This window comes from Corynebacterium sp. c24Ua_83 (assembly GCF_039907245.1).
GTDB lineage: Bacteria > Actinomycetota > Actinomycetes > Mycobacteriales > Mycobacteriaceae > Corynebacterium.
This window is the reverse complement of the sequence record NZ_JASBOI010000004.1, coordinates 38,755-55,574: the sequence shown is the minus strand read 5'-3', so window position 1 is coordinate 55,574 and position 16,820 is coordinate 38,755. Positions and strand designations below refer to the sequence as shown.

Sequence of the window (16,820 nt, the reverse complement as noted above, 5' to 3'; positions counted from 1 at the left end):
CCTAGGATAGGCTAGCAAGGGTAATCTGAGACTTTTTAACTTAATTTGGATCGGGGAGGGCGCGACGATTCAGCTTCCCATTACTGCTCAGCGGCAATGCCTGGAGAGCCACTACACGGCTGGGAACCATGTACTCCGGTACCGATTCGCGCAGCACAGCAGCCACCTCCGTAGGCGGTAGCACCACTGCTTCCTGATCCCACACCACATAGCCCACCAGCACTGGTGAATCCTCGCCAACGACACGACTGGCCGCCTGCCGCACACCAGGAACCCGTCGCAGCGCCGCATCCACCTCTCCCAACTCCACTCGGTTGCCCCGGATCTTCACCTGGTCACCCACCCGACCTACGAATTCCAGCAACCCCGCCTGGTTCCATCGTGCTAGATCTCCGGTGCAGTACATACGGCCGCCATCGACCTGTGGGTACCAACTGGGCACAAAAGATTGTGCCGTTAGCTCCGGGCGGCGCCAATAGCCAGTAGCCACCTGCACCCCGGCAATGCAGAGCTCACCCACCTGGCCCGGATCGGTAACCTCTTTCCCATCCTCATCGCGCAGATAACAGCTCACATTGTCTTGAGGCAGACCCAACAGCGACGGTTGCCGACCATCCCCCGCGCTGAATCCCGCCAGCTCAGCCAGCAATTCCTCGGTATATTCAACCCACAGCACATCCATCGCGGCCTCCGTGGGCCCATAAAGTCCATGCACCCGGCAACCGATCTGTCGCAGGCACCGTTCTGCCAGCGCACTGGGCACAGCCTCGCCACCTAGCAGCAGATGCTTGAGCCCAGCCAACCTTTCCAGAGGCTCACCCATGTCGTCCATGACATCCAGCAGCGTGCCGAGCATACTCGGCACCATCGACAGCACACTGACCTGGTAATCCACCAGCAAATCCAAAAAGCCATCGATATCCCCCATCCACCACTGTGAATCGGGCATCACCACCGTTCCACCATTAGCCAGGGGGTTCAGGATCTCCGCGATACCCACATCAAACACCGCCGGCGCCTTCTGCAGCACACGAAGTTCCTCGCCAGGCCCCACGATCCGGGCGCTCCATTCCAAATGGCAGGCTACGCCACGGTGAGTATTCACCACCGCCTTCGGCCGCCCGGTCGAACCTGAGGTGAACGTGATGTAACAGGGATCCTCCGGGCAAATGTCCGTGTTCACATCCAACAGCGCACCGCTCCCCTGCAGCGGGCCACCCGATTCATCTATATTTTCGCGGTCACACTCTGCGCCACCAACCCACACTTCAGCGGCGCAAGCTTCGGCGACGACTCGGCGCAGCTCCTGTTCCGCAGACTGCTCCACACCGAGCAACATCACCAGCTCCGGCTGAAGATCTTCCAGCTGCCAACGCAAACGCTCTGTTGGAGAATCCACCTCCAATGGACAATAGACTGCGCCCGAGTGAAGAATCCCTGCCACCATTACCGGTAGCCGAGTATCCCGGCGCGCCAGTACCGCGATCCGGTCCCCTCTACCCAGCCCACGGCTGCTAATATTGCCGGCCACTCGACTGGCACCTCTAGCCAGTCCTGGCCAAGTAATGGCCCCAGCAGGCCCCGTAACCGCTAGCCGCGGGCTATCTACCCCACACTCCTGGACTGCCGCACAGATCATCGCATCCACCGTGGCATAGCGCTGCTCCACTCGGCGACCATGAGGCCGCGGTGCTGGAAATGCACTCATGAACGCACCTCCGCCCGAACCCCAGCCTGCACCCCAGCTCGCATGCCAGCCTGCACATCGGCGGCATTGCCGCCCAGGCCGTCCCCTACACCTAGCCCAGCTACTACCCGATCGGAAAGCTCGCCCAGGCAGCTCAGGTTCGCAAACCCCGGCCCATGGCGCATACCTGCCAGTGCCGGAACAAACAGGTGCGGAACCAATCCCTCCACTGCCAGATCTGCCCCAATACTGGCCTCCCAGGCCGGAACGGAGCTCAGCGCTGCATCGGACTGGTTGCCTAGTGCGCGCTCCAGGAGGTGGCGCACCTGTGGCGTCATCACATCACAGAACCACAAGGGCCTACCACCGCGAGCGTCAATGACGAGATCGCACAGCTCGGTGTAGGAGCCACACACTTCATCATCAATATGCACCCGCAGGCGAAAATCAGCGTCCGGCGAGCCCGCCGGCTCCACACGGCGGACAACGCCACGGCGATGTGCCACGCGATCATCGGAATCTAACGCCTGCTGCACCCGCACAGAAAGCACCCCACGGTCGGTTCTGCGGATGAAGTCTCTACGCGCTGCTTCGCTGAGTGCCACCCATTTGCGCGGATCTGTATACAACTCGTTTTCGAATTGACTCTCCCCACGACTGAACATCGTGGCCAGGGGCGATACGGCCAGCGCTTCCTCAATATTGAGGTGAATTAGCTGGTCCAACACGGAAGCTGCAGATTCCCCAGTACCGATCACCACAACACGAGAGGCCTCGGGGAGGTTTCCACGCGCCTTGAGATCCCAAAATTCTGCCACAGAGAGCACACCCGGAACATCCGAAATTTTGCCGTCGCTACGGCCAGGGCCGGTAACGAGCACACTATCGGCCTCCAGAGTGAACTCGGCGCCACGCGCGTCCTCGGCAGTGAGGCGCCACCGGCAGGGCTGGGAGGCAGTGCCGGTGGCCGTGCCCGTAGGGCTAGTGGCACTACTTTCAGTGGTCACGTCGAGTAGCCGCACCGTTGCTGGAACCACCCGCATTCCCATCTTTTGCGCCGCCCACTCCAGGTAGCTAGCCCACAGGTAGTGCGGTGGGTTGGGGTGGCCACGGTCGATCCAAGAGGCATAACGATCCGACTCCGTAAGGAAGCGCACCCAGCTAAGCCCCAACATGCTCCGGTCCACGGCCTCGTTGAGCTCGCCCGCGATGCGCGTGCGGTAGGGAAATCCCAGATCTTTATCGGGCGAGGTTCCCAGCAACTGCCGCCCGTCCGTCCACCCACCGCAAGGCTTCCAATTACCGCCAATGCCGTGCGGATCCAGCACGGTTACTTCCGGGGTTGGAACGCCCAGACTGCGCAGAGCGTGGAGTTTCGCATGAACGGCTAGCGCTTTTGGCCCCGCTCCGATGATCGCCAATGATTTCAACTTACCATTCCCTTACCAAGTGAAGGCTTACCTTACGCATAGACGGTAGTATGCTTACCCATGATTGACAATGACCCCCAGCAACAGCCTGAGTCACTGCTCACAGGAAGCCCCCAACCCCGCCCGGAGGAAATACTGGCCCGGTTGCGCCACGACATCCCGACAGCGGATTTCCTACCTTCCCCGCCACCGTTACCGCAGATGAAACCCCCCTTTTCCCTACGTCCTGCGGACCCAGATCCCGAATCTTCCGATGCCGATCTGGTGGCCGAGTGGATGTCCCGCCCTCACTTGCGCGAGACGTGGGAGCAACCCTGGCCAGCCGAACGCTGGCGCCAGGACTGGGGCGCAAAAACTCACACCACCTACGCTCGCGCCGCAATACTGTCCTATTCGATACCCCGCTCCCCCCACATCCGGGCTGCAAAGGAAGCCACGAGGGGCGATGCCTCCGCAGCTCCTACACCGTCTGACGAGAATGACGCCACAACCCCGGTGGGGTACGTGGAAATCTATCGCCCGCACCGGGACGAGATTGGCAGCAGCTATCTCTCTCAACCACACGACCTGGGAGCCCATATCGCAATCGGCAAGCCAGAACTGACTGGCCATGGGATCTTCTCTTCTTTTCTGAGCGAGCTGGCCGCAGCACTGCTAGAGCAAGACCCGCAGTGCCAGCTGGTGCTTGGCGAGCCGGACTATCGCAACACCCGCACGCACCGGGCGCTGGCCAAGGCCGGTTTCCAAGATTTCGGCGAGCGACAGCAGCGGGCAGACCGGCGCGTACGGTTGTTCGGCTTAACACGGCCTAGCGCAGGGCGTGAGCCGCAACAGCGATTGGAGGCCACGCCATGAGTGTGCGCACCAGCCGCCTACTGGGTCTGGGGGTACTACTCCTACTGGTCGTCAGTGGCACGATCTGCAGTTTCCTGTACGGCGCCCGTTCCATCCCCGCAGAGGACGTGTGGGCTGCACTTCGGGATCTCCCTGCTACCAGTAGCTCCCCGGAGGAGGTTCCAGTCAACCAACGCGTGGTCGCCGAGCTGCGCCTGCCACGCACCATATTGGCCATTATCGTGGGCGCGGCACTAGGCGTAGCCGGCGCCCTAATCCAGGGACATACCCGCAATCCCCTGGCGGATCCGGGGATCCTGGGAATCAGTTCCGGCGCGGCACTGGGCGTGGTGGCCAGCTACGCCCTGTTGGACATCAGCGCGCCTTGGGCGACTGCGGTGGTTGCCTTCCTTGGTGCAATCGCAGCCACGGCGCTGGTCTTCGGCCTAGCTTCCGCGGGCAGAGCCACGGTAAATCCCCTGACCCTCGTGCTGGGCGGAGCCGCGCTGTCGGCAGTGCTAAGTGCCATCACGAGCGCCTTCGTTCTCACAAGTGAAAACAACCTGGATAGGATGCGCTTCTGGACCGTCGGTTCCCTAGCGGGCCGGGATATGAACATCGCGCTCAGCGTCTTGCCGTTTGTGGTTCTGGGGTTGATCCTGGCCTTTGCCACAGGCCCACAGCTGAACATCCTAAATCTGGGCGACGACGTGGCTGCTGGCTTAGGTATCAACACTGCGGCCGCGCGACTAGGTGGCATGGGCATCATCGCACTGCTGGCAGGTGCAGCCACTGCCGCTGCAGGACCGCTGGGCTTCATCGGCCTGGTGGTACCCCATATCGTCCGAGCCCTCACCGGCCCGGATTACAAGTGGATTCTGCCGTACTCCGCGCTAGCCGGTGCAGCACTACTTCTTTACGCGGACGTGGTGGGGCGCCTCATCGCCCGGCCCGGCGAGCTCCAGGTGGGCATTGTGCTGGCGTTCGTGGGTGCACCGTTCTTCATCGTCTTGATTTACCGAAAGAAGGTGGCGACGCTCTGATGGGGCTCAACAAGACTTCGCGCAATAGGCTCACCGCTACCGAGCGGGTTCCAGGCCGTCCGGCATTCAGGATCGGACCAATCTCCTTCGTTTGGCGCCCACGAGTGCTGCTTGTATGCCTCATTGCCGCGGCCCTTATCGTTTTCTTGGGAGCATTTTCCATTGGACTAGGTGATTTCCCCATCTCCGTTTCCCGAGTGCTGGAGGTTGTCTTCCACGGGGAGGGAAACCGCGTGGAAAGGCTAGTGGTCCTGGACTGGCGCATGCCCCGTGTGGCAACCGCCATCGCGGTCGGCAGTGCTTTGGGGCTGTCTGGCGCGCTAACTCAGACAGTCACCCGCAACGCACTGGCCAGCCCGGATATCCTTGGTATCACCACGGGCGCCTCAGCCATGGCCGTGACGGTCATCGTCCTCGGCGGTGGCAGCGGATTTCTCGGCTGGCTGTCCGGAATCGGAATCCCTCTGGCCGCACTACTAGGGGCGATACTCAGCGCTACAGCGATCTGGGCACTGGCGTGGCGGCGCCAGGCGGATTCCTACCGACTAGTGCTCTTTGGCATCATCATCACCGCGCTGCTCAGTTCCTACATCAATTTCCTTATGATCCGCTCGGAGCTACGGAATGCTACCCAAGCGCAGTTCTGGCTCACAGGCTCCTTGGCCACAGCGGGCTGGAATACCACCATCCCGATGGTGATCCTGGTGATCGCGTGCTGTCCCCTACTGGCCTGGATCGGCTACCAGGCGCTGGCCACCACTTTGGGACCCGATCTGGCTCGGGCACTCGGCCAGCGGGTCAACGGTATACAGGTCGCGATGCTGGCGCTGGCCGTGGCCCTAGCTGCGGTAGCAGTCTCCGCCGCCGGCCCCATCGGCTTCGTCGCCTTCGTAGCACCCCAGGTGGCCCTTCGAATGTGCGGCGTACCCACCCCACCGCTTGCGGCTTCAACGCTCACCGGTGCAGTACTGCTGCTGGGGGCGGACATCGTCACCCAAGCGATTCTGCCGGTGGAACTTCCGGTGGGCATTGTGACCTCCGCCCTAGGTGGCATCTTCCTCATCTATCTGCTCGTTCAACGCACTAGGAGCACAGACGCATGACCTCTTCCACACCCCAGCCAAATACAGCACAGCCAAGCGACACCAGCGGCGTAGTTGCGGCCTCGATCACGGTAGGCTACGGCGAGCGCACCATCATCCGCGACCTTAGCGCCACGTTCCCGGCGGGCAAGATTACTACCATCGTGGGGCCCAACGGCTGCGGTAAGTCCACATTGCTGCGTGCCATGTCCGGCCTACTTGACCTCAATACGGGAACCGTTCGTGTGAATAACCAGGACATCACGGCCATGAAACGCAAGGAGGTCGCCCGACTATTGGGCGTACTTCCCCAATCGCCCGTGGCCCCAGAGGGCCTGCTGGTCTCCGATCTGGTAGCTCGCGGGCGGCACCCACACCAGGCGTGGTTCCGGCAATGGTCTTCCACGGACGAAGGGGCGGTACTCGAGGCCCTGGAGCAAACAGATTCCAAGGATCTTGCTAACCGCACGCTGGATGAACTCTCTGGCGGCCAGCGCCAGCGCGTGTGGATTTCCATGGTGTTGACGCAGAACACCGACATCCTTTTCCTCGACGAGCCGACCACCTACTTAGACCTGGCGACTTCCGTGGACATCTTGGAACTGGTTGAGGACCTGTGCCAACGGCTTGGCCGCACCGTGGTTATGGTGCTGCACGATCTAAATCTTGCGGTGCGTTATTCCGATTATCTAGTGGTCATGAATGAAGGCCAGGTGATGGCCTCCGGTTCGCCTTCGGAGATCATTACTGCAGAGCTACTGCAGCAGGCTTTCGACCTGCGAGCACGGGTGATCGAAGATCCGGAGACTGGAGACCCGCTCATCATCCCTCTCAAAAAACCCAGAAATAACACCCTTGATTAGCCTAACCTAAGTCGATTACAGTGTCCGCTATGGATTTCAACATTCCTCCGCACCTAGCCACACGGCAGCCAACCGAGTCGCCGCCGGAGCAAGCGCAACTACAACAAACGGTGATCGTGACAGGTGCTGCTGGAGGCATCGGCCGCGAGTGTGTGCGCCTGCTACGACAGAACGATCACACCGTGATCGGCTGGGATCTACCGGAAGTAGACATCACCTCTTCAAACCCGACTGACCCACGCAGCGTGGAAAGCCACCTGTCGAAAGCACTGGCAGCTCACGGGCACATTGATGCACTCATCCACTGCGCGGGAACCTTAATCCCAGATAGCGCACTGACGGGCCCCACGGCAGTTGACACAGTCTCGGGTATCGGTACGGACCCCGACGAGACCGGAGCCTGGGAAAACAACTTCGCTGTCAACGTCACCGGCTTAGCCCGCACATGCTCCGCAATCGCCCAGCACATGGTGGATCGCGGCACTGGAGCAATTGTGGCAGTGACTTCCAATGCAGCAGCACAGCCCCGGGCACGCATGGCCTCCTATGGAGCTTCCAAAGCGGCAGCGACTGCCTGGTTGAAAACTCTGGCGCTAGAGTGCGCCCCACACGGGGTGCGCTGCAACAGCGTATCCCCTGGTTCCACAGACACCGCGATGCTACGCACCAGCTGGCACGGCGAGGATCGAGCCGCGCAGACCCTTGCCGGTGTACCGGAGGACTACCGGTTAGGCATCCCCTTACAACGCATCGCGCAGCCAGAAGATATCGCGGCAGCATGCCTCTTTCTTATCTCCCCTGCAGCCTGCCACATCACCATGCACGACCTCCGTGTTGATGGTGGCGCCACCCTAGACGCCTAGCCTCTGTACCCCACCAGCCCAACGAAAGGTTATCTCTATGGCAATTCCACCCATTTCGCCCTATCCCATCCCCACTCCATCCACCACACTGCCCGCCGATTGTCCGGCGAGATCCTGGGCCCTGGAGCCCGCGCGCGCAGCACTGCTGGTGCACGACATGCAGAAGTACTTCCTAGCTGCCTATGACTGGAACAAAGAACCGCTACACTCGGCGCTCGCCAACATCGCGCGCCTCATCACCACGGCGGATCAGCTGGGTATTCCTGTGTTCTATTCCGCCCAGCCGCCGCAACAGCACCCCACCCGACGAGGGCTCTTAAGCGATATGTGGGGACAAGGTTTACAAACAGCCGAGGAAGCGTCGATCATCAAAGAGTTGGCGCCAGGCAAGCATCACCAGATACTCACGAAGTGGCGCTATTCCGCATTCGAGCGCACGGACCTTTACCAGTCGCTGGCTTTCGCTCGGCGGGATCAGCTAATTATCACCGGGGTATATGGCCACATGGGCTGCAAGGTCACCGCGGTGGATGCGTTTATGAAGGACATTCAGCCGTTTGTGATCACGGACGGAATTGCGGATTTCACGGCACAGGACCACCAGGAAACGATTGATTGGGTAGCCAAGCGCTGTGGAAGAAGCCTGGATACGGCCAGCGCGCTGAAACAGCTGGGGGTGCACGATGGTCCGCCCAGTGGGGAGGCTAGTGGCCCACCCAGCTTTGTCATGAGCGACAGCGACCAGACTCTGACAACCTGCGGCGTCAAAACTCGTTATGGCACGGTAGAGCAAGCCGCCGCAGCACTTCGTAGGGCGGCGAAGGCAGGACGGGAAGACGTCGTGGTGGGAGCGCTGCCCTTCGATCCAGACACAGCACCGGTATTGCTGGCCCCCGAGAGCTTTCAGCGGCACACGGGAGCTCCGCGTTGGAAGACGGCTCCATTGGTTCCCGACGTGGTGGACATCTCACAACGCCCCAGCCTGCAAGAGCATGGCCGGCGGGTTAGCCGTGCCGTGGAGGCGATTGGGCGTGGCGAGTTTCAAAAGGTGGTGCTTTCCCGCGAGGAGGAGTACACGCTGGCTAGCCCTGTGGAGCCGGAAGCCCTGCTGCGAGGGTTCATGGAAACCTCCGCCACGGGGCACGGGCACCTGGTAGCTACGACTAACGGCCCCGAAGAAGCTTTCTTCGTGGGATCTAGCCCGGAGCTACTGATCCGCAAGGAAGGCGCGCGGATTGTTTCCCACCCGCTGGCCGGAACTATCGCTCGATCGGAGGACCCGGTGACGGACTGGGCGCGGGCAATTGAGCTCACGCTCTCCCACAAAGACATCGCCGAGCATCGCTTCGTGACCACGGCCATCCGGAATGTTCTTGAACCCCTGTGTACTCAGCTACACGTTCCGGAATTACCCACGCTGACCGCCACGTCGCACACCTGGCACCTAGGAACCCATATCGAAGGCACGTTGCGGAACCCTGATACCTCCGTTCTGGAGTTGGCTGCGTTGCTACACCCCACTCCGGCAGTCAATGGAGCACCGTCCGCTGCTGCGTTGGACTTTTTGCGCCAGCAGGAGCCGGAGCGGGGTCTGTACGGCGGCGCCATCGGATACGCAGATTCCCACGGCGATGGCGAGTGGCGGGTAGCTATCCGAAGTGCCACGGTTCAAGGCTCCCAAGTGTCTGCCCGAGCCGGCGGCGGAATCGTTGCCGAATCCCAGCCAGACCAGGAGATCGAGGAAACCAACTTCAAACTCGGTCCGGTGCGTGCGCTGTTGGGACTGGCCGCAAAGGGAGATACAGAAGGCACCGCGCAGCTCCCGTCAGCACACATAGCGCCCAATCCCGAGCCCCACCTCAGCCCGCTTAACGGAAGCCACGGCCCAGAGGTACTGGCCAACCACATGCCCCGTACCCTGGCGCAGGAATACCACCGCCAGGGAATATGGACCCACCACACCCACTGGGATGTCTTCCAACAAACGGTTGCCACCTTTCCCAATCGACCCGCCACGACGGACCGCCACCGCAGCCTGTCCTGGCACGAACTAGACAACAGCGTCGAGACCGCCGCCCACTACCTTCACCAAGCCGGAGTACGCCGGGGCGATGGCTGCATCCTGCAGCTTCCCAATAGTGTGGTGTTCCTCGAAACTCTCTTGGCATTATGGAAGCTCGGCGCCATTCCCATCTTCGCCTTGCCTGACCTCGGCTCCACGGAGGTGCGCCACTTCGCCAGCCACGCGCCAGCACGCTTCTACATCAGCACGTCGCGCCCCGATCGGCACCTTGCGGGCGTCCACGCCACGCTACAAGAGCCGCTGGACGATGGCCGCACTGTTCGAGCGATCCTCATCGACGAGACCGCCGAATCTCCCTGGGCTACCGAATCAACGGGGCACTCGGAGGCTGCAAACGAAGAGTCACCCGCCCCTCCAACCGCCGATGTAGAAGCAGACGAGCTTGCGTTCCTGCAGCTCTCCGGTGGCACGACCGGCCTACCGAAGCTAATCCCGCGAACCCATGCGGATTATCTCTATTCGATCCGTTGTGCACTGCAAGCCTGTGACTTGGAGACGGAATCTTGCCTGCTCGTCGCTTTGCCCGCGGCGCATAACTTCACTCTCAGCTCGCCGGGAATTCTGGGTGCGCTGCTGCGCGGAGCGCACATCGTTTTCGCCAATTCACCGATGCCCAGCGATCTGCTGCCTGCCATTGACCGCCACGGTGCGACTCACCTCGCCCTGGTACCCCCGGCGGTACTGGGCATTCTCAACGCGCCGGCTCGCGATCGCCACGACCTACGCACTCTGCGCACGCTATGGGTGGGTGGGGCGAAGCTATCTGCCGAGGTGGCCCGCCGCATCCGGCCGGAACTCGACTGCCAGCTGCAACAGGTTTTCGGCATGGCTGAGGGACTCGTAAACTTCACACCGTTAAACGCCTCGACCGAGGAAATAATCAATACACAGGGTCGCCCCATGAGTAGCCACGATGAGATTTGCATTGTTGATGACGCCACGCTCCCCCTCCCCGAAGGCCACCCCGGACACCTACTCACCCGCGGGCCGTACACGATCCGGGGCTATCACCGTGCTGAAGAGATCAACTCTAGGGCATTCACCGAAGATGGCTTTTACATTACTGGCGACATCGTCACCGTCGACGATGGTGCTCTGACGGTTGTCGGCCGGGCAAAGGATCAGATCAACCGCGGTGGGGAAAAGGTGGCTCCGGAAGCAGTCGAAAACGCGTTGCTCAGCCATCCGGATATCCACGATGTTTCGGTGGTTGGCACTCCGGACGACAATCTGGGCGAAGCCATCAGGGCCTATGTGATCCTGAGGGATGGGGTGGATGATCTAACGCCACTTGCTGTCCGGAAGCATGCTCGGGCTGCCGGTATCGCGCGGTTCGCAGTACCGGACCACGTGCACATCGTGGAGGAGTTCCCCACCACCGGGGTCGGCAAAGTGAATAAACGAATCCAACAGAACAACGCAGATAGCACGGCCGAACGGAAGATTGAGGTAGCGAACTAATGGAACCAATCACTGAAGACCAGTTGCGCGGATGTGTAGCCGAGACGATGAAGATGGAGCCAGCGGAGATCGAGGTTTCCGAGGAACTCTATGACCAGGGTATGAATTCTCTGCAGCTAGTTACGGTTCTCACTTGGCTGCAGGAGAAAGGCTACGATGTGAGCTTCGCCGACTTAGCGGAGGATACTCGGCTGACGGCCTGGATCGAACTGCTGGATATTTAAGCTAGATGTGGGTCTAGGCGGGCAACAGGCTGACACCCGAACAGATGCAGGTGGGTGTGGCATGACTCGGTCACGTGTACACGCGGACGCACCGTTCGGGTCTCCACTCGCCATAGTCCACCCTCCAAACCTCACCCGTGCCTCCACTCTCCACGCTCAACGCTGCACTTTCCACGGGTCATCCGGGACAAATATCCTAAACGCCCCGAAGTTAGCCCCCACGCCGGCAGTTACCTACCTCCGCTACACCCCAACAGCTTTTGTCCCCTGCGAGGACGTTAGCAAGAAACGAAATAGACCCCCTACCACAGCAAAGTGCGGGAGGGGGTCTAGCGCTATGGCTGACTAAGCAGCCATAGCTGCCATAGCAATCTGAACTTTCAGAGCTATAAGGACTAGCGAGCCTTCTCGATAACCTCGGTCAGGCGGAAGTGCTTGTCCTTGGACAGCGGGCGGGTCTCCTCGATGCGAACGCGGTCGCCAACGCCGGCGGTCTCGTTCTCATCGTGGACCTTTACGCGAGAGTTACGGCGCATGATCTTGCCGTACAGTGCGTGCTGCTTGCGGTCCTCAAGCTCGACCACAATGGTCTTGTTCATCTTGGTGGAAACAACGTATCCGGAGCGAACCTTGCGGGCGCCCTTCTCGTTCTTCACAGCTGCGTTGTCATTCACGGTTGCCTCACTCATGCTGCGTCACCCCCCGGGTTGATAGACAGCCCGAGCTCGCGCTCGCGCAGGACGGTGTAGATGCGGGCGATGTCGCGCTTGACAACACCCAGACGACGGTTGTTGGTCAGCTGGCCGGTCGCAGCCTGGAAGCGAAGGTTGAACAGTTCTTCCTTCGCCTCACGCAGGCGGGTGGTCAGCTCTTCGTTGTTGAGCTCGCGGAGCTCATGTGCCGGAGTTCCGGTAGCCATTAGAACTGATCCTCCTTCTTCACGATGCGAACCTTGCAGGGCAGCTTGTTACCAGCACGGCGCAGTGCCTCCAGGGCGACCTCTTCGTTCGGGTAAGAGGCCTCGAAAAGGATGCGCCCCGGCTTAACGTTGGCAACCCACTTCTCCACGGGGCCCTTACCGGAACCCATACGCACGCCGAGCGGCTTCTGGGTCAGCGGACGGTCCGGGAAGATGTTGATCCACACCTTGCCACCACGCTTCATGTGGCGGTTAATGGCGATACGAGCGGACTCGATCTGACGGTTGGTGATGTAGGTCGGCTCCAGGGCCTGCAGGCCGTAGTCGCCGAACGTTACGCGGTTACCGCCCTTGGACACGCCACGACGGGTCGGGCGGTGCTGGCGACGGTACTTAACGCGCTTCGGGATAAGCATGTGTCTTAGCCCTCCTGCTTCTGCTCAGCGCGCTGGCGACGTGCGCCACCGCGACGTGGACGCTCACGACGACCGCGAGACGGGCGCTCGTCGCGTGCATTCATCAGGCTCTCGCGACGGCCGCCGACGACGTCACCCTTGTAGATCCACACCTTGACGCCGATGCGTCCGAAGGTGGTGTGAGCCTCGTAGGTGCCGTAGTCGATCTCAGCACGGAGGGTGTGCAGCGGAACGCGACCCTCGTGGTAGCGCTCGGTGCGACCCATCTCCGCGCCGCCCAGGCGACCGGAGCAAACAACCTTGATGCCCTTGACCTGCGGCTGGCGCATAGCGCCCTGGATCGCCTTGCGCATAGCGCGACGGAAGGCAACGCGGTTGGTCAGCTGCTCAGCGATGGACTGTGCCACCAGCTGTGCGTTGGCATCGATGTTCTTGACTTCGAGGATGTTCAGCTGAACCTGCTTACCGGTGAGCTTCTCCAGCTGGCCGCGGATGCGGTCAGCCTCGGAGCCGCGGCGGCCAATCACGATGCCCGGGCGGGCAGTGTGGATGTCAACGCGAACCCGGTCGTGGGTGCGCTCGATGACAACGTTGGCGATGCCGGCGCGGTCAAGACCCTCGGACAGGAAGTCGCGGATCTTGATGTCCTCGGCGAGGTAGTCAGCGTACTGCTTGTCGGCGTACCAGCGGGAGCGCCACTCGGAAGTGATACCCAGCCGGAGGCCGTGGGGGTGGATTTTCTGGCCCACTACTGAGCACTTCCCTTCTGGCTCTCGACGACCACAGTGATGTGGCTGGTGCGCTTGCGGACGTGGAATGCACGACCCTGGGCGCGGGGGCGGAAACGGCGCATGGTCGGGCCCTCGTCGGCGTAAGCCTCAGAGACGACCAGCGTCTGCGGGTCCAAGCCGAAGTTGTTCTCGGCGTTGGCGGCGGCCGAAGCAACGACCTTCGCGACCGGCTCGGAAGCGGCCTGCGGAGCGTACTTCAGGATCGCCAGTGCGTCCTCGACGGACTTGCCACGGATCGTGTCGATCACGCGGCGTGCCTTCATCGGAGTGACGCGGACGAAACGCGCGGTAGCGCGTGCGGTGGTTACGGTGTCAGACATGATTATCGACGACCCTTCTTGTCGTCCTTGACGTGACCCTTGAAGGTCTTCGTAGGAGCGAACTCACCTAGCTTGTGACCGACCATGGAATCATCGATGAACACCGGCACGTGCTTGCGACCGTCGTGGACGGCGAAAGTGTGGCCGATGAAATCTGGGAGAATGGTCGAGCGACGGGACCACGTCTTGATGACGTTCTTGTTGCCCTTTTCGTTCTGAGCGTCCACCTTCGCAAGGAGGTGTTCGTCGACGAATGGGCCCTTCTTCAGGCTGCGTGGCATTCTCTACTACCTCCTCTTAGCGCTTCTTGTTCTTGTTGGAGCGACGACGGCGAACGATCATCCGGTCGCTGGGACGGTTCGGCTTGCGGGTGCGTCCCTCAGGCTGACCCCAAGGAGACACAGGGTGACGACCACCGGAGGTCTTACCCTCACCACCACCGTGCGGGTGGTCAACCGGGTTCATAACAACACCGCGGACGGTCGGGCGTACGCCCTTCCAGCGCATACGGCCGGCCTTGCCCCAGCGGATGTTGATCTGCTCCTGGTTGCCGACCTCGCCGATGGTGGCGCGGCAGCGAATGTCTACGCGACGGATCTCGGAAGACGGCATACGCAGAACTGCGTACTTGCCTTCCTTACCCAGCAGCTGGATGGAGGCACCAGCGGAACGAGCCATCTTGGCGCCGCCGCCCGGCTTCAGCTCCACAGCGTGGATGGTGGTACCGGTCGGGATGTTACGCAGCGGCAGGTTGTTGCCAACCTTGATGTCGGCGTTCGGGCCGGACTCCAGCAGCGCACCCTGCTTCAGACCGCGGGGGGCGATGATGTAACGCTTCTCGCCATCGCGGTAGTGCAGCAGCGCAATGTTAGCGGTGCGATTCGGGTCGTACTCGATGTGAGCGACCTTGGCGATCACGCCGTCCTTGTCGTTACGACGGAAGTCGATAACGCGGTAGCGACGCTTGTGGCCGCCACCCTTGTGACGGGTCGTGATGTGGCCGTGAACGTTACGGCCACCGGTCTTCGACAGCGGGCGCAGCAGAGACTTCTCGGGAGTCGAACGGGTAATTTCCGCGAACTCGGAGACAGAACTCTGGCGGCGACCCGGCGTAGTCGGCTTGTACTTACGAATAGCCATACTTTTGCTTCCTCTTTACCTTTCGGTGTCCGGCCGCCTTAGGCGGTCGCTCCACCGAAGATGTCGATCGGATCGCTGCCGGCGACCAGGGTCACCATGGCGCGCTTGGTTGCCTTGCGCTGGCCGTAGCCGGTGCGGGTGCGCTTACGCTTGCCCTCACGGTTAACGGTGTTAACGCTGGCGACCTTCACACCAAAGATCTGCTCGACGGCAATCTTGATTTGGGTCTTGTTAGAGCTGGGGTGAACCAGGAACGTGTAGACGTTCTGCTCCATCAGGCCGTAGGACTTCTCAGATACGACCGGGGCGATGATGATATCGCGAGGATCAGCTACAGTGCTCACTTTGCCTCCTCCTTGGTCTTATCAGCGGCGTTGATGAAAGCGTTCAGTGCCTCCACGGAGAACACAACGTCGTCCGCGTTCAGAACGTCGTAGGTGTTCAGCTGGTCGTTGACCAGGGTGTGCACCTGCGGCAGGTTGTTCACGGACTTCCATGCGGTGACGTCTTCGCGGGTCAGGACGACCAGCACGGACTTGCGGTCCGTCAGACGCTCGATGAAAGCGCGTGCAGCCTTGGTGGACGGGGTCTGGCCCGGGACCAGCTCCTCGACCACGTGGATGCGGTCGTGACGCACGCGATCGGTCAGGGCGCCGCGCAGAGCAGCGGCCTTCATCTTCTTCGGAGTGCGCTGGGAGTAGTCACGCGGCTGCGGGCCGTGGACCGTGCCACCACCGGTGAAGTGGGGAGCGCGGATGGAGCCCTGACGTGCGCGGCCGGTGCCCTTCTGGCGGAACGGCTTACGGCCACCGCCGGACACCATGCCACGAGTCTTCGTAGCGTGGGTACCCTGACGCTTTGCTGCGAGCTGAGCGGTAACGACCTGGTGCATCAGTGCGACGCTGGCCTCTGCATCGAAGATGGATGCGGGCAGCTCGACCGTGCCGTTGGTCTTACCGTCAGCGGTGTGGACATCAAGCTTTAGATTGCTCATGCGTGTGCACCGCCCTTCACTGCGGTCTTGACAACGACGAGACCGCCGTTGACACCCGGAACTGCGCCCTTGATCAGGAGCAGGTTGGACTCTGCGTCGACCTTGGCCAGCTTCAGGTTCTGCTGGGTAACACGGTTGTTACCCATGCGGCCTGCCATGCGCTTGCCCTTGAACACGCGGCCGGGGGTGGCTGCCTGTCCAATGGAGCCCACGCGGCGGTGAGCGGCCTGGTTACCGTGAGCAGCACCCTGGCCGGCGAAGCCGTGGCGCTTCATGCCGCCGGCGTAGCCCTTGCCCTTGGTGGTGCCCGTCACGTCGACGAACTTGACATCGTTGAAGATGTCTACGGTGACGTCCTGGCCAACCTCGTAGCTGGATGCGTCTGCAACGCGGATCTCAGCAACGTGGCGGCGCGGAGTCACGCCAGCCTTCTTGAAGTGACCTGCGGCAGGCTTGTTTACCTTGCGCGGGTCGATCTCGCCGAAGGCGATCTGTACGGCCTCGTAGCCGTCGGTTTCCTTGGAACGCACCTGGGTTACGACACAGGGCCCAGCCTCGACGACGGTGACCGGTACAACACGGTTTTCCTCGTCGAAGATCTGGGTCATGCCGAGCTTCTTGCCCAGGATGCCCTTGATCTCAATATCACTCATAGTTTCTCTTCCGCTGC

Annotated in this window: 19 protein-coding genes; 7 read left to right on the top strand and 12 right to left on the bottom strand. The window is 61.4% G+C overall.

Features of this window, described 5'->3' with window-relative positions; all coding sequences use genetic code 11:
- Positions 1-40 precede the first annotated feature (40 nt).
- Positions 41-1,708 (bottom strand): amino acid adenylation domain-containing protein, encoded by a 1,668-nt coding sequence (locus QKE30_RS04575; protein WP_347934215.1) that lies wholly within the window; start codon positions 1,706-1,708, stop codon positions 41-43.
- Positions 1,705-3,117 (bottom strand): SidA/IucD/PvdA family monooxygenase, encoded by a 1,413-nt coding sequence (locus tag QKE30_RS04570; protein WP_347934214.1) that lies wholly within the window; start codon positions 3,115-3,117, stop codon positions 1,705-1,707. The genes QKE30_RS04575 and QKE30_RS04570 overlap by 4 nt, the downstream gene beginning before the upstream one ends.
- Positions 3,118-3,318: 201 nt before the next feature.
- Here QKE30_RS04570 and QKE30_RS04565 point away from each other — a divergent pair, with 201 nt between their 5' ends.
- The 7 genes from QKE30_RS04565 to QKE30_RS04535 are packed head-to-tail and all read left to right on the top strand — an operon-like array spanning position 3,319 to position 11,570.
- The gene (locus QKE30_RS04565) at positions 3,319-3,972 is read left to right on the top strand and encodes a GNAT family N-acetyltransferase (RefSeq protein ID WP_347934213.1); all 654 of its coding nucleotides are present in this window, start codon (positions 3,319-3,321) and stop codon (positions 3,970-3,972) included.
- Positions 3,969-4,994, top strand: coding sequence for an iron ABC transporter permease (locus tag QKE30_RS04560; protein WP_347934212.1), 1,026 nt, complete (start codon positions 3,969-3,971; stop codon positions 4,992-4,994). Before QKE30_RS04565 ends, QKE30_RS04560 begins: the two co-directional genes overlap by 4 nt.
- Positions 4,994-6,097 (top strand): iron chelate uptake ABC transporter family permease subunit, encoded by a 1,104-nt coding sequence (locus QKE30_RS04555; protein ID WP_347934211.1) that lies wholly within the window; start codon positions 4,994-4,996, stop codon positions 6,095-6,097. Before QKE30_RS04560 ends, QKE30_RS04555 begins: the two co-directional genes overlap by 1 nt.
- Entirely contained in the window at positions 6,094-6,939 is an 846-nt protein-coding gene (locus QKE30_RS04550) for an ABC transporter ATP-binding protein (RefSeq protein ID WP_347934210.1), read from the top strand. The genes QKE30_RS04555 and QKE30_RS04550 overlap by 4 nt, the downstream gene beginning before the upstream one ends.
- 29 nt (positions 6,940-6,968) lie before the next feature.
- A complete protein-coding gene (locus QKE30_RS04545; protein WP_347934209.1) occupies positions 6,969-7,802 on the top strand; it encodes a 2,3-dihydro-2,3-dihydroxybenzoate dehydrogenase in 834 nt (277 codons plus the stop codon).
- Positions 7,803-7,839: 37 nt separating this feature from the next.
- Complete coding sequence (locus QKE30_RS04540) at positions 7,840-11,346, top strand: isochorismate synthase (protein WP_347934208.1); 3,507 nt, start codon at positions 7,840-7,842, stop codon at positions 11,344-11,346.
- Positions 11,346-11,570, top strand: a complete 225-nt coding sequence (locus QKE30_RS04535; protein WP_011274159.1) for a phosphopantetheine-binding protein — start codon at positions 11,346-11,348, stop codon at positions 11,568-11,570. The genes QKE30_RS04540 and QKE30_RS04535 overlap by 1 nt, the downstream gene beginning before the upstream one ends.
- A gap of 395 nt (positions 11,571-11,965) precedes the next feature.
- Here the strand turns inward: QKE30_RS04535 and rpsQ are convergent, their stop codons facing one another.
- Genes rpsQ through rplC form a run of 10 tightly spaced genes read right to left on the bottom strand, consistent with a single transcriptional unit; the run spans position 11,966 to position 16,803 of the window.
- Entirely contained in the window at positions 11,966-12,259 is a 294-nt protein-coding gene (gene rpsQ, locus QKE30_RS04530; RefSeq protein WP_011274162.1) for a 30S ribosomal protein S17, read from the bottom strand.
- Positions 12,256-12,489, bottom strand: coding sequence for a 50S ribosomal protein L29 (gene rpmC, locus QKE30_RS04525; RefSeq protein ID WP_239198721.1), 234 nt, complete (start codon positions 12,487-12,489; stop codon positions 12,256-12,258). The genes rpsQ and rpmC overlap by 4 nt, the downstream gene beginning before the upstream one ends.
- The gene (gene rplP, locus QKE30_RS04520) at positions 12,489-12,905 is read right to left on the bottom strand and encodes a 50S ribosomal protein L16 (protein ID WP_035010650.1); all 417 of its coding nucleotides are present in this window, start codon (positions 12,903-12,905) and stop codon (positions 12,489-12,491) included. The genes rpmC and rplP overlap by 1 nt, the downstream gene beginning before the upstream one ends.
- 5 nt (positions 12,906-12,910) lie before the next feature.
- On the bottom strand, positions 12,911-13,654 hold the full coding sequence (rpsC, locus tag QKE30_RS04515; protein WP_005291959.1) for a 30S ribosomal protein S3: 744 nt from the start codon (positions 13,652-13,654) through the stop codon (positions 12,911-12,913).
- Positions 13,654-14,016 carry a 50S ribosomal protein L22 gene (gene rplV / locus QKE30_RS04510; RefSeq protein ID WP_005291960.1) on the bottom strand — a complete coding sequence of 121 codons (363 nt, stop codon included), beginning with the start codon at positions 14,014-14,016 and terminating at the stop codon, positions 13,654-13,656. Before rplV ends, rpsC begins: the two co-directional genes overlap by 1 nt.
- Positions 14,017-14,018: 2 nt before the next feature.
- Positions 14,019-14,297 carry a 30S ribosomal protein S19 gene (gene rpsS / locus QKE30_RS04505; protein WP_005291963.1) on the bottom strand — a complete coding sequence of 93 codons (279 nt, stop codon included), beginning with the start codon at positions 14,295-14,297 and terminating at the stop codon, positions 14,019-14,021.
- A 16-nt stretch (positions 14,298-14,313) separates the two neighbouring features.
- A complete protein-coding gene (gene rplB, locus QKE30_RS04500) occupies positions 14,314-15,156 on the bottom strand; it encodes a 50S ribosomal protein L2 (RefSeq protein ID WP_049048976.1) in 843 nt (280 codons plus the stop codon).
- Positions 15,157-15,194: 38 nt separating this feature from the next.
- On the bottom strand, positions 15,195-15,500 hold the full coding sequence (rplW, locus tag QKE30_RS04495; RefSeq protein ID WP_011274165.1) for a 50S ribosomal protein L23: 306 nt from the start codon (positions 15,498-15,500) through the stop codon (positions 15,195-15,197).
- Positions 15,497-16,150 (bottom strand): 50S ribosomal protein L4, encoded by a 654-nt coding sequence (gene rplD / locus QKE30_RS04490; protein WP_011274166.1) that lies wholly within the window; start codon positions 16,148-16,150, stop codon positions 15,497-15,499. The genes rplW and rplD overlap by 4 nt, the downstream gene beginning before the upstream one ends.
- On the bottom strand, positions 16,147-16,803 hold the full coding sequence (rplC, locus tag QKE30_RS04485; RefSeq protein WP_034986206.1) for a 50S ribosomal protein L3: 657 nt from the start codon (positions 16,801-16,803) through the stop codon (positions 16,147-16,149). The genes rplD and rplC overlap by 4 nt, the downstream gene beginning before the upstream one ends.
- Between the last annotated feature and the right edge of the window lie 17 nt (positions 16,804-16,820).